Origin of the sequence: Novosphingobium arvoryzae, assembly GCF_014652615.1 — a bacterium.
Taxonomy (GTDB): domain Bacteria; phylum Pseudomonadota; class Alphaproteobacteria; order Sphingomonadales; family Sphingomonadaceae; genus Novosphingobium; species Novosphingobium arvoryzae.
Map to the genome: position 1 here is coordinate 192,175 of NZ_BMZD01000003.1, position 21,994 is coordinate 214,168.

Annotated in this window: 19 protein-coding genes and 1 pseudogene; 5 read left to right on the forward strand and 15 right to left on the reverse strand. The window is 67.0% G+C overall.

Annotation, left to right across the window (positions count from 1 at the left end):
• Positions 1-9: 9 nt before the first annotated feature.
• Genes mrdA through IE113_RS07485 form a run of 4 tightly spaced genes read right to left on the reverse strand, consistent with a single transcriptional unit; the run spans position 10 to position 4,664 of the window.
• Positions 10-2,118 (reverse strand): penicillin-binding protein 2, encoded by a 2,109-nt coding sequence (gene mrdA, locus IE113_RS07470; RefSeq protein WP_189540041.1) that lies wholly within the window; start codon positions 2,116-2,118, stop codon positions 10-12.
• On the reverse strand, positions 2,118-2,669 hold the full coding sequence (locus tag IE113_RS07475) for a rod shape-determining protein MreD (RefSeq protein ID WP_189540043.1): 552 nt from the start codon (positions 2,667-2,669) through the stop codon (positions 2,118-2,120). The genes mrdA and IE113_RS07475 overlap by 1 nt, the downstream gene beginning before the upstream one ends.
• Positions 2,669-3,568 (reverse strand): rod shape-determining protein MreC, encoded by a 900-nt coding sequence (locus tag IE113_RS07480; RefSeq protein ID WP_189540045.1) that lies wholly within the window; start codon positions 3,566-3,568, stop codon positions 2,669-2,671. The genes IE113_RS07475 and IE113_RS07480 overlap by 1 nt, the downstream gene beginning before the upstream one ends.
• A 49-nt stretch (positions 3,569-3,617) precedes the next feature.
• The gene (locus tag IE113_RS07485) at positions 3,618-4,664 is read right to left on the reverse strand and encodes a rod shape-determining protein (RefSeq protein WP_189540046.1); all 1,047 of its coding nucleotides are present in this window, start codon (positions 4,662-4,664) and stop codon (positions 3,618-3,620) included.
• Between the two features lie 184 nt (positions 4,665-4,848).
• Between IE113_RS07485 and mutL the strand changes: the two genes are divergently transcribed.
• A complete protein-coding gene (gene mutL / locus IE113_RS07490) occupies positions 4,849-6,654 on the forward strand; it encodes a DNA mismatch repair endonuclease MutL (protein WP_189540048.1) in 1,806 nt (601 codons plus the stop codon).
• A gap of 4 nt (positions 6,655-6,658) precedes the next feature.
• Here the strand turns inward: mutL and IE113_RS07495 are convergent, their stop codons facing one another.
• Together IE113_RS07495 and ychF are read right to left on the reverse strand one after the other, a co-directional pair.
• Complete coding sequence (locus tag IE113_RS07495; RefSeq protein ID WP_189540683.1) at positions 6,659-7,105, reverse strand: MaoC family dehydratase; 447 nt, start codon at positions 7,103-7,105, stop codon at positions 6,659-6,661.
• 32 nt (positions 7,106-7,137) lie between these two features.
• Positions 7,138-8,238, reverse strand: a complete 1,101-nt coding sequence (gene ychF, locus IE113_RS07500) for a redox-regulated ATPase YchF (RefSeq protein WP_189540050.1) — start codon at positions 8,236-8,238, stop codon at positions 7,138-7,140.
• 98 nt (positions 8,239-8,336) lie between these two features.
• Here ychF and IE113_RS07505 point away from each other — a divergent pair, with 98 nt between their 5' ends.
• Positions 8,337-9,875, forward strand: coding sequence for a tetratricopeptide repeat protein (locus IE113_RS07505; protein ID WP_189540052.1), 1,539 nt, complete (start codon positions 8,337-8,339; stop codon positions 9,873-9,875).
• Between the two features lie 40 nt (positions 9,876-9,915).
• On the opposite strand, the gene IE113_RS07510 is transcribed toward IE113_RS07505, so the two are convergent.
• From IE113_RS07510 to IE113_RS07545, 8 genes and pseudogenes are all read right to left on the reverse strand, one after another.
• Positions 9,916-10,656, reverse strand: a complete 741-nt coding sequence (locus IE113_RS07510) for a cistern family PEP-CTERM protein (RefSeq protein ID WP_189540054.1) — start codon at positions 10,654-10,656, stop codon at positions 9,916-9,918.
• Between the two features lie 143 nt (positions 10,657-10,799).
• Positions 10,800-11,783 carry an SDR family oxidoreductase gene (locus IE113_RS07515; RefSeq protein WP_189540056.1) on the reverse strand — a complete coding sequence of 328 codons (984 nt, stop codon included), beginning with the start codon at positions 11,781-11,783 and terminating at the stop codon, positions 10,800-10,802.
• Between the two features lie 78 nt (positions 11,784-11,861).
• Positions 11,862-12,431: an aminoacyl-tRNA hydrolase gene (gene pth / locus IE113_RS07520; RefSeq protein ID WP_189540057.1), complete on the reverse strand. Its 570-nt coding sequence runs from the start codon at positions 12,429-12,431 to the stop codon at positions 11,862-11,864.
• Positions 12,432-12,611: 180 nt separating this feature from the next.
• Positions 12,612-12,899: pseudogene (gene rplY, locus IE113_RS07525) on the reverse strand (50S ribosomal protein L25); the annotation flags it as partial.
• 128 nt (positions 12,900-13,027) lie between these two features.
• A complete protein-coding gene (locus tag IE113_RS07530; RefSeq protein ID WP_189540059.1) occupies positions 13,028-13,462 on the reverse strand; it encodes a hypothetical protein in 435 nt (144 codons plus the stop codon).
• Positions 13,449-13,643 carry a helix-turn-helix transcriptional regulator gene (locus IE113_RS07535; RefSeq protein ID WP_189540061.1) on the reverse strand — a complete coding sequence of 65 codons (195 nt, stop codon included), beginning with the start codon at positions 13,641-13,643 and terminating at the stop codon, positions 13,449-13,451. The genes IE113_RS07530 and IE113_RS07535 overlap by 14 nt, the downstream gene beginning before the upstream one ends.
• A gap of 80 nt (positions 13,644-13,723) precedes the next feature.
• Entirely contained in the window at positions 13,724-14,611 is an 888-nt protein-coding gene (locus tag IE113_RS07540; protein ID WP_189540063.1) for a TraB/GumN family protein, read from the reverse strand.
• Complete coding sequence (locus tag IE113_RS07545; protein ID WP_189540065.1) at positions 14,580-15,515, reverse strand: TraB/GumN family protein; 936 nt, start codon at positions 15,513-15,515, stop codon at positions 14,580-14,582. Before IE113_RS07545 ends, IE113_RS07540 begins: the two co-directional genes overlap by 32 nt.
• Before the next feature lie 87 nt (positions 15,516-15,602).
• On the opposite strand from IE113_RS07545, the gene IE113_RS07550 reads away from it, so the two are divergent.
• Genes IE113_RS07550 through ppdK form a run of 3 tightly spaced genes read left to right on the forward strand, consistent with a single transcriptional unit; the run spans position 15,603 to position 21,211 of the window.
• A complete protein-coding gene (locus IE113_RS07550; RefSeq protein ID WP_189540066.1) occupies positions 15,603-16,505 on the forward strand; it encodes a glycine--tRNA ligase subunit alpha in 903 nt (300 codons plus the stop codon).
• The gene (glyS, locus tag IE113_RS07555; RefSeq protein ID WP_189540068.1) at positions 16,502-18,493 is read left to right on the forward strand and encodes a glycine--tRNA ligase subunit beta; all 1,992 of its coding nucleotides are present in this window, start codon (positions 16,502-16,504) and stop codon (positions 18,491-18,493) included. The genes IE113_RS07550 and glyS overlap by 4 nt, the downstream gene beginning before the upstream one ends.
• A gap of 54 nt (positions 18,494-18,547) precedes the next feature.
• On the forward strand, positions 18,548-21,211 hold the full coding sequence (ppdK, locus tag IE113_RS07560; protein ID WP_189540070.1) for a pyruvate, phosphate dikinase: 2,664 nt from the start codon (positions 18,548-18,550) through the stop codon (positions 21,209-21,211).
• Here the strand turns inward: ppdK and IE113_RS07565 are convergent.
• Positions 21,208-21,951 carry a methyltransferase domain-containing protein gene (locus tag IE113_RS07565; protein ID WP_189540072.1) on the reverse strand — a complete coding sequence of 248 codons (744 nt, stop codon included), beginning with the start codon at positions 21,949-21,951 and terminating at the stop codon, positions 21,208-21,210. The two genes, ppdK and IE113_RS07565, sit on opposite strands and share 4 nt — an antisense overlap.
• Positions 21,952-21,994: the final 43 nt, after the last annotated feature.

Below are 21,994 nucleotides of genomic sequence, written 5' to 3' on the forward strand. Positions count from 1 at the left end.
AAACAGGCGCTATCCGGGGGCGGGCTGGGGGGCGGGCGTGGCGACCGGCGCCGGTGCCGGGGCTGCGGCCGGGGGCGAATCCGGGCGCGGCGCGGGCGCGCTGGCGGGAATGTCCGGTTCGGGGCGAGGCTGGGTCGCTTCGGTGTTGATGGCCTGGGGCCGCGCCGCCTCTGAATCGGCACGGTCGCGCACGCGTTCCAGATCCGCTTCATCGCCGGCCCGCGGGGCGGTCACGCCGTAGCGCTCGGCATAGCTGCGATATTTGGCGGCCTGGCGTTGCTGCGGCGTGCCACCCCAGCCGGCCTCCATCTCGAGCAGCACCTGCATCGCCTTGGCGGGATCGTAGAGGAAGGTCATGACATCGCGCGCGATCGGATAGGCGGCGGCCGAACCGCCGCCATGCTGTACGATGACGGCGCAGGCATAGCGCGGCTTGTCGAACGGCGCGAAGCAGACGAAATGGCCGTGGTCGCGGTATTTCCATGCCCCGCTCTTGCCGTCGCTGATGTTGAGGCTGACGACCTGGGCCGTACCGGTCTTGCCGGCCATCAGCACGTTGTCGATCGGCAACCGCGCGCGACCGGCGGTGCCGGGGCCGTTCACGACGTCGCTCATCGCCTTGTGCACGAAATCGAGATGTTCCTGCGGGATGCCCAGCGACTTGGGCTGCGGCGCCTTGGGATCGAACAGCAGGCGCGGCTGCAGTTCCAGCCCGGAGGCGATGCGGGCCGACATCACGGCCTGTTGCAGCGGATTAACCAGCATATAGCCCTGGCCGATCGTGGCGTTGACCGTATCGAACACGGCCCAGGGCTTGCCGTATTTCTTTTCCTTCCACGCCGGGTCGGGCACGGTGCCATAGGATTGCCCCAGCACCGGCAGGTCGAACGACTGGCCCAGGCCAAGGCGGCGGGCCATGTCGGCGATCTTTTGCATCCCGATCTGCTGGGCGAAGTGATAGAAATAGACGTCGCAGCTCTGATAGATGCCCTTGGCCATGTCGGTATGGCCGTGGCCGCGCCGCTGCCAGCAGTGGAACACGCGGTTGCCCACCCGCAAGCCGCCACTGCAATTGACGGCGGCATTCGGGTCCAGCCCGGCTTCCAGGAAGGCGAGCGCGACGGCAGGCTTGATCGTCGAGCCCGGCGGAAACAGCCCGCGCAAAACCTTGTTGCGCAACGGAACATGGTCGTCGTCCGACAGCATCTTCCATTCGATTCGCCCAATGCCGTCGGAAAAGTTGTTGGGATCGAAGCTGGGCATCGAAACCATCGCCAGCAGGTCGCCGGTCTGGCAGTCCATCACCACGACCGCGCCCGATTCCGGCCCCATCCGCCGCGCGGCATAGTCCTGCAGCGGGGCGCTGATCGTCAGCTTGAGCGGCTGGCCGGGCACGTCCTCGCGCATTTCAAGATCGCGCACCACCTTGCCGGATGCGGTCACTTCCACCCGGCGCGCGCCCGGTTCGCCGCGCAGGCGCTGTTCGAAGTGCTTTTCCAGCCCGTCCTTGCCAACCTTGAAGCCCGGCGTGATGAGCAGCGGGTTGCGCTCCTTCTCGTAATCCTCGGCCGAGGCGGTGCCGACATAGCCGATCAGGTGGCCCACCGACGGGCCGGTCGGGTACCAGCGCGAGAAGCTGCGCTGCGCCAGCACGCCCGGCAAGTCCGGCAGGCGCACGCTGACGGCGGCGAACCGATCCCAGTCCAGCCCGGCGGCGACTTCCACCGGCTGAAACCCGTGGGCCTTTTCCAGCTTGTCGCGCAGGTCGCGCAGTTGCACGTCGGTCAGCGCCAGCAGTTGCCCCAGTTCCGTCAGGGTGCGATCGGGATCGGTCAGGCGGTCCGGGATCAGGTCGACGCGGAAATCGGCGCGATTGGCGGCGATGGGGGCATTGTTGCGATCGAGGATCGCGCCGCGCCGGGGCGGGATCAGGGTGAGGTTGACCCGGTTGCTTTCCGACAGGGTCGTATACTTCTCGTTCTGGAACAGCCCGATCCACGCCATGCGCGCGGCCAGCAGCACGCCGACGCCCAGTTGCAGGCCGCCAATCACCACTCCACGCCGGTCAAAGCTGTTGCGCAGCGTCCCGGAACTGACGTGCTGGCTACCGCCGAGCATCAGACCGCCCGCACCGGGATCAGCCGGAACCGGTCAACCGCACCGACGATCCGTGCGGTCAGCGGGTAGATCAGCACGGCGACGGCCAACTGGGGAGCCAGCACGAACAGCGGCGTGGCCCCACCAGCCAGGTTGGCGACCTGCAGCGACAACGCGAGGTAGGCGGCAATCACCAGCGCCGCCAGCAACCAGTCGAGCGCAAACCCGCGCCAGGGAAACCGTGCCTCGAAATAGTCCATGCCGATGACCGCAACCGACCACAGCGCCATGGCCGATCCCAGCGGTTGCCCGCTGAACAGGTCATCGAACAGGCCCAGCGGCAATCCCGCCCAGACCGGAAACAGGCCCGGCCGCAATTGCTGCCAGGCCATCAGGAACAGAAAGCCCAGCGGCGGAACTACCGGAGCCGAAGCGATCAGCGGGAGGAGCGGGGCCAGGCTGCCCAGCATGACCAGCAGCCACGGCATGACCACGGCCAGCACCGGCGAAGGAGCCCGGTTGATCCGCTGCCGCGGGAATTCGTGCCGTTCATCCAGGTACGGCCCCGGCATCAGCGCGGCTCCGCTGCCGGTGCGGCGGTAGCGGCGGGCTGTGCGGCGGCGGGCGCGGGCTGGGTCCAGAGCGGTTGCACCTCGACGAACTCGGTGCTGCCGGGATCGCTCAGCGGCCGGGCGATGGCGCCGTCGCGCGTCACTTCGGTGACGACCGCGATGGCCGTGCCCGGCCAGTAGAGGCCGCCCGAACCGGACGTGACGAAAGCGTCACCCTGCTTGAGCGGATTGATGCCCAGCGTGATGAGGCGCAACTGCAGCGTTCCGTCTGCCCGGCCAGTGGCGAAGGCGGGAATGCCATCGCGGGCGCGCCGCACGGGCACCACGCTTTCGGTATCGGTGATCAGCAGCACCCGTGCACTGGAATTGCCCACTTCCAGCACCCGGCCGACCAGTCCCATCGGCGAACGCACCGGCATGCCCACCCGCACGCCGTTGTCGGTGCCCACCCCAAGCGTGGCGAACCGGCGGCTGCTGGTAGAGGTCGAGCCGATCAGGCGTGAAACCGCCACCGGTCGCGGCTCCTCGGTGCTCAGCTTCAGCATCGCTTTCAACTGGGCGTTTTCGTGCTTCAGCGCTTCGGCTTCGGCCAGCTGCACGCGGGCAATGCGCACTTCACGGTCCAGATCGGCCATCCGGCTGCCGAACGTGAAAAACCCGCCCACGGCCGCAAGGAATCCGCGCGCCTCGGTTCGGCCCTTGGCGGCAACTTCGCCGACCGGCGCGGTCGCATCGCTGGCGGCCATGCGCGCACCGGAAAACGCGCCGGTGTTGCCGGTTGAAATCAGCAACACCGCCACGCCAACGGCCAGGCCGATGAACGCGATGATATAGCCCAGGAAGTTGCCGTACTGCGCCCTGCGCGAATAGCCGGGACGCCGGTTTGCGGGCGGCACCATGCCAGCCTTACTCCTTCCGCCCGGCGATGCTGGGGCCAGGCGCGTGCATTCAGGCCGTCGTCAGCACGCCGCGATAGATCGGGTCTTCCATGGCGCGGCCCGTGCCGAGCGCAACGCAGGACAGCGGATCTTCCGCGATGCTGACCGGCAGCCCGGTTTCCTCGCGCAGATACTCGTCCAGCCCCTTGATCAGCGCGCCGCCGCCGGTCAGGACGATGCCTTGGTCGACGATGTCGGCGGCCAGTTCCGGCGCGGTGTTTTCCAGCGCGATGCGCACGCCTTCGACGATGGCGCCGATCGGTTCGGACAGCGCCTCGGCGATGTTCGCCTGCGTGATCGTGATTTCCTTGGGCACCCCGTTCACAAGGTCGCGGCCCTTGATCTGGATCGTTTCACCCACGCCGTCTGCCGGCACCGTGGCGACGCCGTAATCCTTCTTGATCCGTTCGGCGGTTGCCTCACCGATCAGCAGGTTGTGGTGGCGGCGCACGTAGGACACGATGGCTTCGTCCATCTTGTCGCCGCCGACACGGACCGAGGTGGTATAGGCCAGCCCGCGCAGCGACAGCACGGCGACTTCGGTCGTGCCGCCGCCGATGTCCACCACCATCGAGCCGACCGGTTCGGTCACCGGCATGTCCGCGCCGATCGCGGCGGCCATCGGTTCGAGGATCAGGTAGACGGCGCTGGCGCCGGCGTTGCTTGCGGCATCGCGGATCGCGCGCTTTTCGACCGAGGTCGCGCCCGAGGGGACGCAGATCACGATTTCGGGATAGCGCAGCAGGCTCTTCTTGCCGTGGACCTTGCGGATGAAATACTTGATCATCTCTTCCGCGACTTCGATGTCGGCGATCACGCCATCGCGAAGCGGACGGATCGCTTCGATGCTGTCGGGGGTCTTGCCCATCATCATCTTGGCATCGTCGCCCACGGCCTTGACGCGCTTGATCCCGTTGATCGTTTCGATTGCCACGACGGAGGGTTCGTTGAGCACGATCCCGCGATCCTGGACGTAGACCAACGTGTTGGCCGTACCCAGGTCGATCGCCATGTTCTGGGAGCCGAATTTCAGGAAGCGCGACAGGAACGAAGACATTGAGAAGTCCGTATTTTTTACCCCCACGACCAGGTGATTCGCAGCCGCGCATGGGAAGCAGGTGAGCAATGAAGGCGCCCCCTTAGCGCAAGGCATGGGCGAATGCCAAAAATTTGTGCGGAATCCGGGGGTTTTCCCCACTCTTGATCTCGAATTTCCGGCAACTCGTCGCTAGGCAAATCCCATGCCCACGATCCGCCGCCTGCCCGAGACCCTGATCAACCGCATCGCGGCGGGGGAAGTGGTCGAACGTCCGGCCTCGGCGCTCAAGGAACTGGTCGAAAATTCGCTGGATGCGGGCGCGCGGCAAGTGACCGTGCGGCTCAGCGGCGGGGGGCTGGACGGGATCGAGGTGACGGACGACGGTTGCGGGATGCGCCCCGATGAAATCGCGCTGGCACTGGAACGCCATGCCACCTCCAAGCTGCCTGACGAACACATCGAACTGGTCGCCACGCTGGGTTTTCGGGGGGAGGCGCTGCCCTCCATCGCCAGCGTGTCGCGCCTGACGCTGGAAAGCCGCCCGCGCGGCGCTGACGCGGGCTGGCGCCGGGTGGTCGATCACGGCACGGTAACGGCCGAAGGACCGGCCGCGCTGCCGCCGGGCACCCGCATCCGGGTGGAGGACCTGTTCGGCAAGATCCCGGCCCGGCGCAAGTTCCTGCGTTCGGCCCGCAGCGAATATGCCGCCTGCCTCGATGTGGTTCGCCGGCTGGCGATGGCCCGGCCGGAAGTGGGCTTCGTGCTGGAACACGATGGCCGCCGCGTGCTGGCCGTGCAGCCCGGCGACTCCCTGCCGCACCGCGTGGCGCAGCTGGTCGCGCGCGAGTTGGCCGATGACGGCGTGGTGATCGAACTGGAGCGCGGGGCCGCACGCCTGTCTGGCGTGGCGGGGCTGCCAACCTTCAACCGGGGCGTGGCCGATCACCAGTACCTGTTCGTCAACGGCCGTCCGGTGAAGGACCGGCTGCTGGTCGGCGCGGTGCGCGGGGCCTATGCCGACATGCTGGCGCGGGACCGGCACGCGGTGCTGGCGCTGTTCCTCGACATTCCGCCCGAAGACGTCGACGTCAACGTCCACCCCGCCAAGACCGAAGTGCGCTTCCGCGACCCGGCGTTCGTGCGCGGTTTCATCGTGTCGGGGCTGCGCCATGCGCTCGACAGTGCGGGGCAGCGCAGCGCGCAGGCCCCCGCCGCCCCGGCGATGGCCAACTGGCAGGCGGAACCGATTGCCCGCCCGGGCGAGCCTGCCCCGGCGCTCTCATCGCTGTTCGCGCGCCAGTATGCCCCGCCGAGTGCCGCCGTGCGCGATGCGGGGGCGGCCTGGCGTGGCTACGAGCAATCCGTCATGGCGCCGCCCGCCGCCCGTGCGGAAGTGGCCGACGACGCACCCGCGCCCTCGGCGCAGCACCCGCTGGGGGTGGCGCGGGGGCAAATCTCCAACACCTATATCGTCGCCGAGGCGGAGGACGGGCTGGTGATCGTCGACCAGCATGCCGCGCATGAGCGGCTGGTGCTGGAGCGGTTGAAGGCGGCCGGGGCGCAAGGTGCGGTCACGGCCAGCCAGGCGCTGCTGCTGCCGGAAGTGGTTGAACTGGACGAGCCGTCCTGCGACCGGCTGGAGGAGCGCGCGGGGCAACTGGCGGAATACGGGCTGGCGCTGGAACGCTTCGGCCCCACCGCAATGCTGGTCCGCGCCGTGCCGTCGGTGCTGGGCAAGGGCGACGTGCAGGCGCTGGTGCGCGATGTGGCGGACGATCTGGCCCACAACGGCGACGCGCTGCTGCTGGGCGAGCGGCTCGATCTGGTGCTGGCGACGATGGCCTGCCACGGCTCCGTCCGGGCCGGGCGCACGCTGTCGGTTGCGGAAATGAACGCCTTGCTGCGCGAGATGGAAGTGACCCCGCGCTCAGGCCAGTGCAACCATGGCCGCCCGACCTGGGTCAAGCTGGCGCACGGCGACATCGAGAAGCTGTTCGGGCGGAAGTAGCGGTTCAGGCCCCGCGCACGCGGATCAGGCCGATGGACTTCATGCTCATCACCATCACGTCGTCCTGGTTGAACACCCGCACGACCGACTGGAAACTGCCCATTTCCGGGCGTGACTGGCTTTGCTTTTTCGAGGTCAGTTCCGTTTCCACCCGCAGCACGTCACCCGGAAACACCGGGCGGTGCCAGCGCAGCTCGTCCAGCCCCGGCGAGCCGAGCCCGGCCTGCTTACGTTCGGTAATGTTGTCCACCAGCATGCGCATGACCATCGCGCAGGTATGCCACCCGCTGGCCGACAGGCGCCCGAAGTGGGTGGCGGCTGCGGCGGCATCATCGAGGTGGAAGGGCTGGGGATCGTATTTCGACGCGAAGTCGATCACTTCCTCGCGGGTGACCTCATAGCGGCCAAACGCGGCTTTCGCCCCGATTTCCAGATCCTCGAAATAGACCAGCCCGTCATCCATCCGCTGTTTCCCCCGATCAATCAGACGTTGAACTTGAAGTGCAGAACGTCGCCATCGGCAATCACGTATTCCTTGCCTTCCTGGCGCAGCTTGCCCGCTTCCTTGGCACCGGCCTCACCGCCCAGCGCGACGTAATCGTCATAGGCAATGGTTTCGGCGCGGATGAAGCCGCGTTGCATGTCGGAGTGGATCTCGCCCGCCGCTTCTGGAGCCTTGGCACCCTTGTGCACGGTCCAAGCGCGGGCTTCCTTCGGGCCGACGGTGAAGAACGTGATGAGGTGCAGCAGCTCGTAGCCAGAGCGGATCACGCGGGCGAGCCCGGTTTCGTGCAGGCCCATTTCCTCCAGGAACACCATGCGTTCCTCGGCATCCATGCCCACCAGTTCGGCCTCGATCGCGGCAGACACGATCACGGCCTCGGCGCCCTCGGCCTTGGCCTTTTCGAACACGCGCGCGGAGAATGCGTTGCCGTTGGCTGCGCTTTCTTCCTCGACGTTGCAGACGTAGAGTACCGGCTTGGCGGTAAGCAGCTGCGCCTGCTGGAAGACGCGGGCTTCTTCTTCATCCTTGGGCTGGGTCAGCCGGGCGGGCTTGCCCTCGCGCAGCAGGTCCAGCGCCTGGCCCAGAACCGAGGCGATCAGCTTGGCTTCCTTGTCCCCCTGCGAGGCTTTCTTCTGGGCGGCGGGCACCCGCTTTTCCAGGCTTTCCAGATCGGCCAGCATCAGCTCCGTTTCGACCGTTTCGGCGTCGGACACCGGATCGACCTTGTTGTCGACGTGCTGGATGTCGTCGTTTTCAAAGCAGCGCAGCACGTGGACGATGGCATCGACTTCGCGGATGTTGCCGAGGAACTGGTTGCCCAGCCCTTCGCCCTTCGACGCGCCGCGCACCAGCCCGGCGATGTCGACGAAGCCCAGCTGGGTCGGGATGATCTTCTGGCTGCCGGCGATTTCCGCCAGCTTGTCCAGCCGGGGATCGGGCACACCGACGTTGCCGACGTTTGGCTCGATCGTGCAGAACGGATAGTTTGCCGCCTGCGCCGCCTGCGTTTCGGTCAATGCGTTGAACAGGGTGGACTTGCCAACATTCGGCAGCCCGACGATCCCGCAGCGGAAACCCATTTCATTCTCCGGTATAACTGTTGCGGCGGCCCATAGCGGGGGGCGGACGGTTTGGCCAGTTTCACGAATTGTTCAGTGCCTGATGGCAGGATCGGCGCATGAAAACCCGCGCCGCCTCCGCCGCCGCAACCGCTGCCGTTGCCGCCATCCTGCTGCTGTCCGCCTGCGCGAAGAGTCCAGAGGAGCTGGCCGGGCAGGCCCGCGCCGACTTTGCCGCCAACGATTACAGCGCCGCCCGCACCAGCCTGCAGGCTGCTCTGACCGTGCTGCCCAATGACCGGGCCTTGCAATTGCTCCAGATCCGCACCCTGCTGGCACTGGGCGATGGGGAAGGGGCGCGCAGCGCGGTGGAGCGACTGGCTGGCGGCCAGCCGCCGCAGGGCGAACTGGCTGAATTTGCCGCGCAGGCGGCGCTGCTGCGCAAGGTGCCGGATGTGGCGCTGCAACTGCTGGCCGGGCGCGATTCGGTGGAGGCGGATCGCTTGCGCGCCGCCGCAGCCCTGCAGCAACAGGATCCTGCCGCAGCGGCTCGTTATCTCGACCGGGCGGTTTCCGCCGGGGGCAGTGCCGCTGCTTATGCCGATTACACCCGCCTGCTGCTGCTGAACGGCGATGTCGCCGGGGCTGCGGCGATGCATGCCAAGGCGCAGGCGCAGGGGCCGAACCTGCTTGCCACGCTGCTGAGCGGGGGTGAACTGGCCATGCGGCAGGGCGATCTGGCGCGGGCGCTGGCCGCCTATTCCAAGGCCGACCAGACTTATCCCGGCAACCTTGCGGCGATGACCGGCAAGGCCGCCGTGCTGGGCGATCTGGGGCGCTTCGACGAGATGGAGCCGGTGCTCAAGGCGCTGGCTGCAGCGGCCCCGAAAGACCCCACCGTCGCCTACCTGCGCGCCCGCCACGCTGCCGCGCGCAAGAACTGGGACGGGGTGCGTCAGGCCATCCTGCCGGTCGAGGCCGGACTGGGTCAGCAAGACCCGGCCCGCCTGATCTATGCTGAAGCGCTGACCAACCTGGGGCAGGCGGAGCTTGCCATTGCCCAGGCCGCCCCCATCGCCCGCGCCAATCCCGGCAACCGCGAAGCCCTGCGGATCCTGGCCGAGGCGCAGTTGCGCTCTGGCGATCCGCGCGCGGCGATGCAGACTTATGCGCCGGTGGTGCGCGGCAGCGCAGTGCGGCCAGAGGAGCTGGCGCTCTATGCCCGCTTTGCCAAGGCGGCGGGGACCAGCGATGCCGAAGCGCTGGCCAATCGCGCCAAGGGGCCATCGCCGCGGGCACTGGGTGCGGACCTGGCCGAAGGCGATGCCGCGATGAAGGCGGGCAACTGGGCACGCGCGGCGGTTGCCTATGATCGCATCCTGACGGTTACGGATGGCAGCAACGTGCTGGTGCTGAACAACATGGCCTATGCCCAATCCATGCTGGGTAATCATGGCCGCGCTCGCGAACTGGCGGACAAGGCGCTGAAGCTGGCGCCGGATAATGCCTCGGTGCTGGATACGGCGGGCTGGGTGCGGGTTCAGTCCGGCAAGGACGTCGAGCAGGGCAGGCAACTGCTGCGCAAGGCGGCCCAGAAGGCCCCCGGCAACGCGGCCATTCGCGCACACCTGGAACAAGCCGAACGCCGGGGCGGCTGAACCACCCCGGCGTTATGGTTGCTGGTTCCGGTGGCTGTCGTCAGGCCGCCGCGAACACCGCCCGGCGACGGCGCGAGCGCATCGCCAGCAGCAGCAGGGCGCCGCCCATCAGGCCGACCATGCCCGGTTCCGGCACCGAGGTGCCGCCCGACGAAGTGCTGCCACCCGAAGTGGAGCCGCCCGAGGTCGATCCACCCGTCGAGGTGAGCGTGCCCGCGCCGCTGGCCGACGTGACATTGCCCGCGCCAGTGATCGACTGATACCGCACGAAGAAGTCGCTCAGCGTCAGCGAAGTCAGCGGCTGGCTGAAGTTGAGGGTCAGCGAGCCAGTGCCGGTCGCGCCGGTCAGCAGACCGCCGCTGCCGCCGCCTGCGCAGCTGCCGGTCTTGGCATCCTTGAAGCAGACGTCGATCGCGCCGATCCCGTTGGGGTAGCTGGAATTCAGCGTGGTATAGCTGAATGCCCCGGTCGAGGAGGCGCTGGAGATGTTCGGATCGGTGTTGAAACCGAACGAGGACACGCGCGAGGTCAGCGGGCTGCTGGTCGTGTTGCTCAGCGAATAGTTGAAGGTGTAGCTGGTGCTGGTCGCACCGGTCAGCGTGAAGGTCGCGGTCGAGGTGAGGTTCGCGATCTCCATGCTGTCGGCAAAGCCGTTGAAGTTGAACGTGAACGACTTGCCGATATCGCCCGATCCCAGCGAGATGGCGTCGGCCATGGCTGGCGTCGCGGTAAACATCAGGCTCGCGGCAAGGGCGGGCAACAGCTTGGCGGTCATGGTCATGTCGATCCCCCAACGGAATGGTTGACGTAGGTGTTGCGCTTACCAACGCAACGCCTGTGCCAACCGGGGATTTCCTACCACCTCACTGGTTAACGGCCCGTCGCCCGCGCCGCAGGTGTAAAGCGGTTCGACAGAAAAACCGGTTAATCGTGAACCGCCTTGATCCAGGGGCCGACCGGGGAATTGCCCAGCCAGGCCAGCTGGGTTTCGGCGGCAACGCGGTTGATCGCTTCCTGCGGCTTGTTGCCCGGATGCACCGCGCGGCGCAGTGGGCGACGACCGGCGGGCATGGCGGCGATTTCCGCGATGGCACGCGGCACATCGGCGGGATCGGCGGTGCGGCCCGCGCCAGTTTCGGTTCCCATTCGGGCAACCAGTTCCGGATAACCCGCCGCGCGTTCCGGTTCGATCCGGGCCTTCAGTTCCAGGTTGTAGCGGTTGCGGTTGACCCAGACCTTGGTGGGATAGCCGCCGGGCTGGATGATGCAGACCTCGACCCCGTGCGGGGCAAGTTCATAGGCCAGCTGCTCGCTCAGCGCCTCCAGCGCGAACTTCGTGGCCGAATAGTGCCCGCCCGCCGGGCTGATCACGCGGCCCAGCTGCGACGAGATGTTGAAGATCACGCCGGACTTGCGCGCGCGCATCGCGGGCAGGGCGGCGCGGATCACCCGCTGCACGCCGAAGACATTGGTGTCGAACGCCAGCTGGGTCGCGGCCATGTCCTGCACTTCGACCGGCCCGGTCATCCCGATCCCGGCGTTGTTGATCACCACGTCCAGCGCTCCGCCGGCCATGGCCTCGGCATCCCGGACCGCGGCGGCGACCTGTTCGTCGGACAGGACGTCCAGCGGCAGGACCGTGATGTCCAGCTGTTCGCGCGCGGCCAGGTCGATCAGCTCGCTGGCTTCCGGGCGGGGCAGGCCGCGCATCGTGGCAAAGACTTTCGCGCCAAGCCTTGCGTAATGCTCCGCGCCGACCCGGCCAAACCCGCTCGACGCGCCAGTGATGAAGACGGACTTGCCCTTGAGACTGGGGGCAGGGGCTTCGCTGGCGCGGGCGGGCAGCGTGGTGGCGGCAGCGGCGGCAGTTGTCGCGGCCAACAGCGAACGGCGGGTCAGATCAGGCATGGCGCTCTCCCGTTACGGTTTGCGCCCAGAATATCCGGTGGAAGCGGGCTGTCGAGCGGACTTTAGTCTTGCCGCCGCCTAATCCTGTTGGCGCAAGGCCACGTCGCTCATGAAGCGGGCGTTGTCGCCCCTGGCCAGCCACTCGGCCTCGCCGGCGATGGCGCCCAGCATGTCGGCGAGCGGGTCCATCTCGGCCTTGGCGAAGTTGCCCAGCACGTGGCCGGTTACCCGGTCCTTGTGGCCGGGGTGGCCAATCCCCAGGCGCACGCGGCGGAAATCTGGGCCCAGATGCTGGTCGATGGAGCGCAGGCCGTTGTGCCCCGCCGTGCCGCCGCCCTGCTTGACCTTCACCTTGAACGGGGCAAGGTCCAGCTCGTCGTGGAACACGGTGAGCGCGTCGGTGCCCAGCTTGTAGAAGCGCAGCGCCTCGCCCACCGAACGGCCGCTTTCGTTCATGTAGGTCGCCGGTTTCAGGAGCAGGATCTTGTCGCCGCCGATCCGGCCTTCCTGCAGCCAGCCCTGGAACTTCTTCTGGACCGGCCCGAAGTCGTGGAATTCGGCCAGGGTGTCCATCACCATGAAGCCCACGTTGTGCCGGTGCAGCGCATACTGCGGGCCCGGATTGCCCAGACCGACCCAGAGTTGCATCGCGGCGCTCCTTCTCGAAACACGGGTGAAAAACACAGCTGTAAAACACTGCGCCCCCGCACGGGCGGGGGCGTGGCCGGTCAATCCGGCTTCGGCCCCCTGCCTGGGCAGGGGCGGCAATGGTTGTCAGGCATCGGTTCTGGCCATCAGGCCATTAGCCGCCTGCCTGTCCGCTCAGGCGCGCAGGAAGTCTGCGTGCAGCGGGCGGTCGGTGACGGGGTGGAAGGCGACGTCCTTCGGCTGCGTCTTCACGGTCTTGCCGCCAATTTCGATCTCGATCGCGGATTCGAAGAAGTGGCCGGTGCCCAGCAGGCGAACCAGTTCCTTTTCTTCGACGTGGATCGCGAGGGGCTCTTCATTGCCACCATAGACGACAGCGGGGACGCGGCCTTCACGACGCAGTGCACGGGAGGCTCCCTTGCCAGCCCGTTCGCGCGCCTCGGCCGGCAGGTGCAGAGTATCGCTCATTGCATTTGCCTTTCAAAACGAGATTGTTCCGTTTCCTCCGGTCACGCCTCCAGGGATGACCATGCCGGGGAAGGGCGGGCCGTTAACCGCAGGCGCGGCAAAAGGCAAGGAAATTGCGGTTGCCGCCGCTAGCGGAAACGCACCCACAGATACGTCGCCACGCTGACCGCCAGCGCGCCCAGCATCATGGTGACGTGCGATACCGGCTCGATCAGGCGGGCTAGGGTGAGCGTTTCGACGATCATCGCGGACGGGATGACGGTGTAGAACCCCGCCGTGTTGCCCCACAGGATCGCGCGTTCTTCCTGCTCGTCGATGGCCCGGTGGTGCCAGATCGCGCCGATCAGCGCGAACAGTGCGACCACGACCGAGAACACGATCGCGAAGGTCGGATGGACCTGCCCCTGCGCGTCATAGATAGACCCGCCGAGGCCTTGCCTGACTGCATAGAGCACGGCCACGGCGGCGAGGCCGGGGACAAGCATGGCCCGCCAGACCCGCTGCTGGCGCAAACGCGCGCGCTGTTCACCGGGAAGGGCGGGATTGGGTTCAGGCCTGGTCATCAAAGATCTCCTCGATCGAAGTTTCGAACAGGCGGGCGATCCGGAATGCCAGCGTCAGCGAAGGGTCGTGCTTGCCGGTTTCGATGGCGTTCACGGCCTGGCGCGACACATCGATCCGGCCAGCCAGTTCGGCCTGGCTCCAGCCGCGCGCCGTGCGCAGTTCTCTTACGCGATTGTGCATTCAGGTTCACTCGTCATGTCAGGTAAACATGACATAATCCGATTGGCCGCGATGTCAAGTTAACCTGACACAAGGGCGCGCTATTGCACGCGTCGCACCGTATAGCCCTGTGCCGCAAGCAGGGCCGGAAGCCCCTCGGGCCCGGCCAGATGCGCGGCGCCAACCGCGACAAAGGGCTGCTCGCCCGCCGCCATGACCTGCCGCAAGCGCTGCGCCCAGGCCTTGTTCCGCCCGGTCAGCAGCGCCGCGCGCAGTTCCGGATCGTTCAGGAAATCGCGGTTCGTCTCGGCAGTGATCGCGGCCATGTCGCCCTTGGCCCAGGCCTGCTCCAGCCGCCGCGCATCGTCCAGCGAGGCCCCCGCGCCGCGCACCACCGCGCGCAGCAGTTCCAGCTGGTCGGCTTCGGCTAGCCGGTCGAAAATGCCCAGCTGCCGCTCCGCCCCTTCGAATTCGCCAAGCGCCTTGCGATAGTCCGCGACCAGCGCCCGGTCGACGCCATTGCCGCTATCCAGCCCCGACCGCGCCGAGATGACCTGCTGGATGGTCAGCGCCGCCGCCCAGGTTTCCAGCCCGTCGAGCTTGCCGGTCAGCCCCAGGTCGGCCAGCACCCGCTCCAGCCCCGCGCGCTCACCCGCCGGAATGCGCGCCGCCAGCGGTGGCAGCCCCGGCGACTGGCCCAGCCGCGCAAACGTGCCTGCCAGCCCCGCGCCGTCGTCGATCTTCGCCACTTCCAGCATCAGCCGGTCCGATGCGGCCAATGCAGCCTCGACCTTGTCGGAGCGCCAGTCGACCGGATCGGGCAGGGCGTGGATTGTGCCGAACAGCCACGCCCGCTGGCCGCCCGGACCGGTCACTTCCCACATCGCGGGGGTGACGGGCGGCGCGGGCTTGCACGCCGCCGCCGCCAGCGCCAGCGCGGCGGCCAGCCAGAACCGCTTACTGGACACGCTGCGAAACGACCCCGCCACGCGCGAGGTAATCCTGCACGCTGTCCTTGCCGCCCAGATGGCCCGCGCCGACCGCGACAAACACCCTCCCCGGCGCATCAAGCCGCGCCTTCAGCCACTGCGCCCACGCCTTGTTGCGGTTGGTCAGCAGCGCCTGCATCATCGCCGGATCTTCCTGATCCGCGTTCATCAGCCCGGCCAGCCCCTCGGCGTCGCCCGCGCTCCACGCGCTGACGATCTTGCCAACTTCGGTGTCGATCGTGGGCAAGGCATCCACCACCGACAGCAGGTATTCCTTCTGCACCCTGGGCGAGAGGCCGTCGAACAGGCCCAGCTGGTAGTCCAGCGTTTCCAGCCCGATCCGGGGCGCCCCACGCGCCTTGTTGCGGGCGGCCAACTGCGCTTCGACGCCGTTGGCGAGATCGAAGCCGCGCTGCTGCAAGGGCAGGGTGGAGAGGATCACCGCGGCATACCACGGCTTGTAGGTGTCAAACGCGTTCAGCGGCAGGTTGAACCCCATCAGCGCCGTGTCGAACTTCGCCAGTTCCTTCTTGCGCATCCCGCTGCGCAGCGATTTGCCCTTGGGCAGGATCGCACGCCGCACGACCACTTCCTGCGTTTCCCCGGCGGTCAGTTCCGGAATTTCCGTCACGAGGACGTCCGATGCCTCGAACGCCTGCGCCACCGGGCCGGAATACCACTCGATCCCCGGCGGCAGCAGGTGGATCGTGCCGAACAGATAGATCGTGGTGTCCGCATCCGCGACTTTCCACAGCGCGGGCCGCGCCTCCTGGATGGTGACGGCACCCGCGGGATCGAGCGCCTCCAGCCCGTGCCCGGCCTGCTGCGCCGCCGTGGCCGAACCCAGTGCAAGTGCGCCAACCAGCGCCAGCGCGGCGGAAAATGTCCGGAAAATCCTGTTCATGCGCTGCATATAGCGCGGCTTTCCTGCCCGTCGATGAATCAAAGCGGATATTGACCCTGCAAGGCCGGTGCGCCAAAGGCCGCAGCCATGTCAGACCCGGCAAAACCGCTCAGCTTTCAGGACATGATCCTGCGTCTCCATGCTTTCTGGAGCGCGCAAGGCTGCCTGATCCTGCAACCCTATGACATGCGCATGGGCGCGGGCACGTTCCACCCGGCGACCACGCTGCGCGCGCTGGGCCCGGAACCGTGGAGCGCGGCCTATGTCCAGCCCAGCCGCCGCCCGACCGACGGGCGCTATGGCGAAAACCCCAACCGGCTGCAGCATTATTACCAGTATCAGGTGATCCTGAAGCCGAACCCGGCGAACCTGCAGGAACTGTATCTCCAGAGCCTTGCCGCCATCGGCATCGACCCGCTGGCCCATGACATCCGCTTTGTCGAGGATGACTGGGAAAGCCCGACGCTGGGCGCGTGGGGGCTGGGCTGGGAAGTCTGGTGCGACGGGATGGAAGTCACCCAGTTCACCTATTTCCAGCAGGTCGGCGGGTTCGATTGCAAGCCGGTCGCGGGCGAGATCACCTACGGGCTGGAACGTCTGGCGATGTATATCCAGGGCGTCGACCGGGTTTACGACCTGCGCTTCAACGACCACGGCGTCAGCTATGGCGACGTGTTCCTGAAGAACGAGCAGGAGCATTCGAAATACAACTTCGAAGTGGCCGACACGGCCAGCCTGTTCGACGGATTCGCCAAGGCCGAGGCGGAATGCATGCGCTGCATCGATGCCGCCGTGCCGCTCGCCGCCTATGACCAGGCGATCGAGGCCAGCCACCTGTTCAACCTGCTGCAGGCGCGCGGCGTGATTTCCGTGCAGGAACGCGCCAGCTACATCGGCCGCGTGCGCGATCTGGCCAAGGGCAGCTGTCAGGCGTGGATCGAAAAGAACACGCCCGAATGGGAAGCCAAGTTTCCGGGGTGGACGGTATGAGCGATTTTCTTCTCGAACTGCGCTCGGAAGAAATCCCCGCGCGGATGCAGGCCGGTGCGCGCGCCGATCTGGAAAAGCTGTTCCGCAAGGCGATGGCCGACGCGGGCGTGACGCTGGGCGAAGTGACCGTGTGGTCCACCCCGCGCCGTCTGGCGCTGATCGCGCGCGATCTGCCCGCCGCGACCGCTGCCGTCAGCGAGGAAGTGAAGGGCCCGCGCGTCGGTGCGCCGCCGCAGGCGCTCGAAGGATTCCTGCGCAAGACCGGCCTGACCGCAGACCAGCTGGTTGAGCGCGACGGCGTGCTGTTCGCCGTGTCCGAAAAGCCGGGCCGCGCGACTGCCGAAGTGCTGGCCGAAGCCATCCCCGCGATCATCCGCGCGTTTCCGTGGCCGAAATCGCAGCGCTGGGGCGCGGCGTCGATCTCCACCGAATCCTTGCGCTGGGTCCGCCCGCTCTCGGCCATTGTCGCGCTGCTCGATGGCGCGGTGGTGGATTGCGAAGTCGGCGGGATCGCTGCCGGACGCGTCACGCGCGGGCACCGCTTCCACTCGGACGGCGAGATCGTGATCGATGGCGTCGATGACTACGCCGCCAAGCTGCGCGCCGCACACGTGATCGTCGATCACGCCGAGCGGCAGGACCTGATCCGCGCCGCCGCCAAGGCCGCTGCCGCCGCCGAAGGCCTGACTCTGGTCGAGGACGAAGGGCTGGTGATCGAGAATGCGGGCCTCACCGAATGGCCGGTGCCGCTGCTCGGCCGGTTCGATGAAGCCTATCTGGAAGTCCCGCCCGAAGTCATCCAGCTGACCGCGCGGACCAACCAGAAGTATTTCGTGTGCGAAGCGGACGGGAAGCTCGCCAACGCTTTCGTCTGCACCGCCAACATCGCCGCTGCCGATGGCGGCACCGCGATTGTCGCGGGCAACCGCAAGGTGCTGGCCGCGCGCCTGTCCGACGCCAGCTTCTTCTGGCAGCAGGACCGCAAGACCACGCTGGCGGATCAGGCGAAGAAGCTGGAGCGGATCACGTTCCACGAAAAGCTGGGCACTGTCGCCGACAAGGTGGAGCGCGTCGCGAAGCTGGCCGAATGGCTGGCCAGCGAAGGCATCGTGCCGAACTGCGACCCCGCGCTGGCGCGGCAGGCGGCAGAGCTGTGCAAGGCCGATCTCGTCACCGAAATGGTCGGGGAATTCCCGGAATTGCAGGGCCTGATGGGCGGCTACTACGCCCGCGCCGAAGGCTTGCCGGATGCGGTCGCCGATGCGATCCGCGATCATTACAAGCCGGTCGGGCAGGGCGATGACGTGCCGACCGCGCCGGTGACGGTGGCGGTGGCGCTGGCGGACAAGCTGGATACGATCCGCAGCTTCTTCGGCATCGATGAAAAGCCGACCGGTTCGAAAGACCCGTTCGCGCTGCGCCGTGCTGCACTCGGCATCATCCAGATCATCACCGCGAATGGCCTGCGGATGGGGATTGGCGAGGGCGACGTGCTCAACTTCTTCGCTGACCGCCTCAAGGTCCAGCAAAAGGAAGCGGGGGTTCGCCACGACCTGATCGACGCTGTCTTTGCACTGGGCGGCGAGGACGATCTCGTCCGCCTGCTGGCCCGCGTCCATGCACTCCAGGCGTTCATGGGTACCGAGGATGGCACCAACCTGCTGGCCGGGTACAAGCGCGCCGCGAACATCCTGAAGAAGGAAGCGTTTGAGGGCGGGGCGGTCAATCCGTCGCCCGAACCGGCTGAGGCCGCCTTGATCGCTGCGCTCGATGCGGCGGCACCGCGCGCGGAAGCCGCTGTCGTTGCAGAGGATTTCACCGCCGCGATGGCCGCGCTGGCAACGCTGCGGGCGCCGATCGACGCTTTCTTTGACAGTGTCACGGTCAACGCCGATGATCCGGCAGTGCGCGCGGCGCGACTGGGGCTGTTGTCCAGTTTCCGTGCTGCGGTGCACAAAGTGGCTGACTTTTCGCGTATCGAAGGCTAGGGACGCGCCACACCGTCCAGTGAGTCGGCGGTTCCTGATAAGTGGCGGATTTCCATGACTGCATACGTATTCACATTCGGTGGCGGCGTTACTCATCAGGACCCCCGGGCCAAGGACAAGACGATTGTCGGCGGCAAGGGCGCGAACCTGGCCGAAATGGCCGGAATTGGCCTGCCGGTGCCGCCGGGCTTCACCATCACCACCGAAGAATGCGTGCGCTATCTGGCCGAGGGCGGGGACTTCTCCGCTGATGTCCGCGCCGAAGTTGCCGCTGCGCTGACCCACATCGAAACCGCCGTGGGCAAGAAGTTCGGCGATGCCGCCGATCCGCTGCTCGTCTCGGTCCGCTCTGGCGCGCGGGTGTCGATGCCGGGGATGATGGACACCGTCCTCAACCTTGGCCTCAATGACGAAACGGTGAAGGGCCTGGCGGCTTCCTCCGGCGACGACCGCTTCGCCTGGGACAGCTACCGCCGCTTCATCCAGATGTATTCGGACGTCGTGCTGGGCGTGGACCATCATCTGTTTGAGGATGCACTGGAAATTGCGAAGGAAGACAACGGTTTCTACGCCGATGTTGAGATGGGTGCTGAACATTGGCAGGCGCTCGTCGCCGAGTACAAGTCCATCGTCCAGACCGCCCTTGGCGAACCCTTCCCGCAGGATGTGTTTCATCAACTTTGGGGCGCGATCCGCGCCGTGTTCGACAGCTGGGACTCCGACCGCGCCAAGGTCTACCGCCGTCTGAACGACATCCCCGGTGACTGGGGCACCGCCGTCAACGTGCAGGCGATGGTCTTCGGTAACATGGGCGATACCAGCGCCACCGGCGTCGCCTTCACCCGCGATCCCGCGACCGGCGAGAAGGCCTACTACGGCGAATGGCTGGTCAACGCCCAGGGCGAAGACGTCGTCGCCGGCATCCGCACCCCGCAGTACCTGACCCGCTATTCCCGCGAACGCGCCGGCGCCAAGCCGCTGTCGATGGAAGAAGCGATGCCGGAAGCGTACGCGGAACTGGCCGCCGTGTTCGAACTGCTGGAAAAGCACTACCGCGACATGCAGGACATCGAGTTCACCGTGGAGCGCGGCAAGCTCTGGATGCTCCAGACCCGCTCGGGCAAGCGCACCGCCAAGGCCGCGCTCAAGATGGCGGTCGACATGGTCGCCGAGGGCCTGATCGATGAGCGCATGGCGATCAAGCGCATCGACCCGATGGCGCTGGATCAGCTCCTCCACCCCACGCTCGACCCCGATGCCCCGCGCGACCTGCTGACCAAGGGCCTGCCGGCCTCTCCGGGTGCCGCTTCCGGCGCAATCGTGCTCGATGCCGATACCGCCGAGAAGCGCGCCGAGCGCGGTGAAGCCGTGATTCTCGTCCGCGTTGAAACCAGCCCGGAGGATATCCACGGCATGCACGCCGCGAAGGGCATCCTGACCGCGCGCGGCGGCATGACGTCACACGCCGCCGTGGTGGCTCGCGGCATGGGCCGCCCCTGCGTCTCGGGCGCGGCGGCGGTCTCCATCGACATGGCCAGCCGCACGCTGAAGATCGGCAATCGCGAGCTGAAAGAAGGCGATGTAATCACGCTGGACGGCGCGGCGGGCGACGTCATGGCTGGATCGGTCCCGACGATCGAGCCGGAACTGGTCGGCGATTTCGGTACGCTGATGGAATGGGCCGACAAGCACCGCCGGATGAAAGTGCGCACCAACGCCGAAACTCCGGCGGATTGCCGCACCGCGCGCCAGTTCGGGGCGGAAGGCATCGGCCTGTGCCGGACCGAACACATGTTCTTCGACGACCAGCGCATCGCTGCCGTGCGCCAGATGATCCTGGCCGAAGACGGCGCTGGCCGCCGCGCTGCGCTCGCCAAGCTGCTGCCCGAACAGCGCGCCGATTTCCACGCGATCTTCGATGAGATGGCTGGCTTGCCGGTTACCATTCGCCTGCTCGATCCGCCCCTGCACGAGTTCCTGCCGCATGCCGACGCGGAGTTCGAGGAACTGTCCGATGTGATCGGAATCGGCGTGGCCACGCTCAAGCGCCGCGCGGAAGAACTGCATGAAATGAACCCGATGCTCGGCCACCGCGGTTGCCGGCTGGGGATTACCTTCCCGGAAATCTACGAGATGCAGGCCCGCGCGATCTTCGAAGCGGCTTGCGATGTAGCGGTCGCATCGGGCGCGGCGCCCGTGCCGGAAGTGATGATCCCGTTGGTCGCCACGCGCAAGGAACTGGAGATCCTCAAGGCGCTGGTCGATCGTACCGCCGCAGAGGTCTTCGCCGAGAAGGGCAATTCGGTCGCCTATCACGTCGGCACGATGATCGAGTTGCCACGCGCGGCGCTGATGGCCGGGGAAATTGCCGAAGTGGGCGAATTCTTCAGTTTCGGCACCAACGACCTCACCCAGACGACGCTGGGTGTCAGTCGCGACGATGCGGCCAAGTTCCTCACCCCCTATGTCGAACAGGGCATCTATCCGCGCGATCCGTTCGTGAGCCTCGATATCGAGGGCGTAGGCCAGCTGGTCGAGCTGGCTGCAGAGCGCGGGCGCAAGACCCGGCTGGACATCAAGCTGGGGATCTGCGGCGAACACGGCGGTGACCCGGCATCGATCGCGTTCTGCGAAAAGGTTGGGCTCGATTACGTCAGCGCCTCCCCCTTCCGCGTGCCGATCGCGCGTCTGGCGGCGGCGCAAGCGGCGCTGGGCTAACGCCGCCAGCCGGAAAGCGTTAGGATCTCAAAGCGCTCCACCGTGCGTACGCCAAAAGCGGCACGCGCGGTGGCCAGCGCGGTCCGACCGAGTGCGGGACCGGCGCGCATGAGGACGTTGCCAAGCGCTTGCGCGCGCAAGTCTGCGACCAGACTGTCCAGCGAACGGAAGCGTACGTCGAGCGAGCGGCTGTCCACCACCGGATCGGACCAGCCGGCGCGCTGCAGCAGTTGCCCGCCGGCCCGCACGTCGACCATCGGGTGCAGCCGCGGGGCCGGGCGCTCGCCGTCAGCGTCAAGCATCGCCGCCCTGAGTTGCGGCAGGCTGCCGGCGCCCATGAAGCTGGCAATCGCCAGCCCCTCCGGCGCGAGCGCGTTGCGAATGTGGATGAGTGCGCCGGGCAGATCGTTCACCGTATCGAGCGTTCCGAGGCTTGCAACCAGATCGAACCCGTTCTCGGGAAATGGCTGCTCCTCAATAAATCCGTCTGCCGGTTCGGCCACGGTAACATCGCATCCCGTTGTGCGAAGCTGCACGGCAAGTGCGCCGGTCCAGTCACCAATGATCAGCGCGCGGCGCGGGTTGAGCCGCAGAAAGGCGAGACGTTCGAGCACGTCCTCAACCATGTCATCCAGAATGTAACGCGCAGCGTCCGGCCGGCGCTGCAGGCTGCGGGACCGGCGGCGGGCGGCGGTCCGGCGATTGTCTGAAAAAACCTTGGGCGGAGCAGGCGTGATCATGTTGGGCTCCTGCCTTGCCGGGGGCGTTGGCGCAAGCGATACA

Bases quoted from the DNA above. Each gene is read 5' to 3' on its own strand.
- mrdA (WP_189540041.1), bottom strand. From the start codon at position 2,118: ATGCTCGGCGGTAGCCAGCACGTCAGTTCCGGGACGCTGCGCAACAGC.
- IE113_RS07475 (WP_189540043.1), bottom strand. From the start codon at position 2,669: ATGCCGGGGCCGTACCTGGATGAACGGCACGAATTCCCGCGGCAGCGG.
- IE113_RS07480 (WP_189540045.1), bottom strand. From the start codon at position 3,568: ATGGTGCCGCCCGCAAACCGGCGTCCCGGCTATTCGCGCAGGGCGCAG.
- IE113_RS07485 (WP_189540046.1), bottom strand. From the start codon at position 4,664: ATGTCTTCGTTCCTGTCGCGCTTCCTGAAATTCGGCTCCCAGAACATG.
- mutL (WP_189540048.1), top strand. From the start codon at position 4,849: ATGCCCACGATCCGCCGCCTGCCCGAGACCCTGATCAACCGCATCGCG.
- ychF (WP_189540050.1), bottom strand. From the start codon at position 8,238: ATGGGTTTCCGCTGCGGGATCGTCGGGCTGCCGAATGTTGGCAAGTCC.
- IE113_RS07505 (WP_189540052.1), top strand. From the start codon at position 8,337: ATGAAAACCCGCGCCGCCTCCGCCGCCGCAACCGCTGCCGTTGCCGCC.
- IE113_RS07510 (WP_189540054.1), bottom strand. From the start codon at position 10,656: ATGACCATGACCGCCAAGCTGTTGCCCGCCCTTGCCGCGAGCCTGATG.
- IE113_RS07515 (WP_189540056.1), bottom strand. From the start codon at position 11,783: ATGCCTGATCTGACCCGCCGTTCGCTGTTGGCCGCGACAACTGCCGCC.
- pth (WP_189540057.1), bottom strand. From the start codon at position 12,431: ATGCAACTCTGGGTCGGTCTGGGCAATCCGGGCCCGCAGTATGCGCTG.
- IE113_RS07530 (WP_189540059.1), bottom strand. From the start codon at position 13,462: ATGACCAGGCCTGAACCCAATCCCGCCCTTCCCGGTGAACAGCGCGCG.
- IE113_RS07535 (WP_189540061.1), bottom strand. From the start codon at position 13,643: ATGCACAATCGCGTAAGAGAACTGCGCACGGCGCGCGGCTGGAGCCAG.
- IE113_RS07545 (WP_189540065.1), bottom strand. From the start codon at position 15,515: ATGAACAGGATTTTCCGGACATTTTCCGCCGCGCTGGCGCTGGTTGGC.
- IE113_RS07550 (WP_189540066.1), top strand. From the start codon at position 15,603: ATGTCAGACCCGGCAAAACCGCTCAGCTTTCAGGACATGATCCTGCGT.
- glyS (WP_189540068.1), top strand. From the start codon at position 16,502: ATGAGCGATTTTCTTCTCGAACTGCGCTCGGAAGAAATCCCCGCGCGG.
- ppdK (WP_189540070.1), top strand. From the start codon at position 18,548: ATGACTGCATACGTATTCACATTCGGTGGCGGCGTTACTCATCAGGAC.
- IE113_RS07565 (WP_189540072.1), bottom strand. From the start codon at position 21,951: ATGATCACGCCTGCTCCGCCCAAGGTTTTTTCAGACAATCGCCGGACC.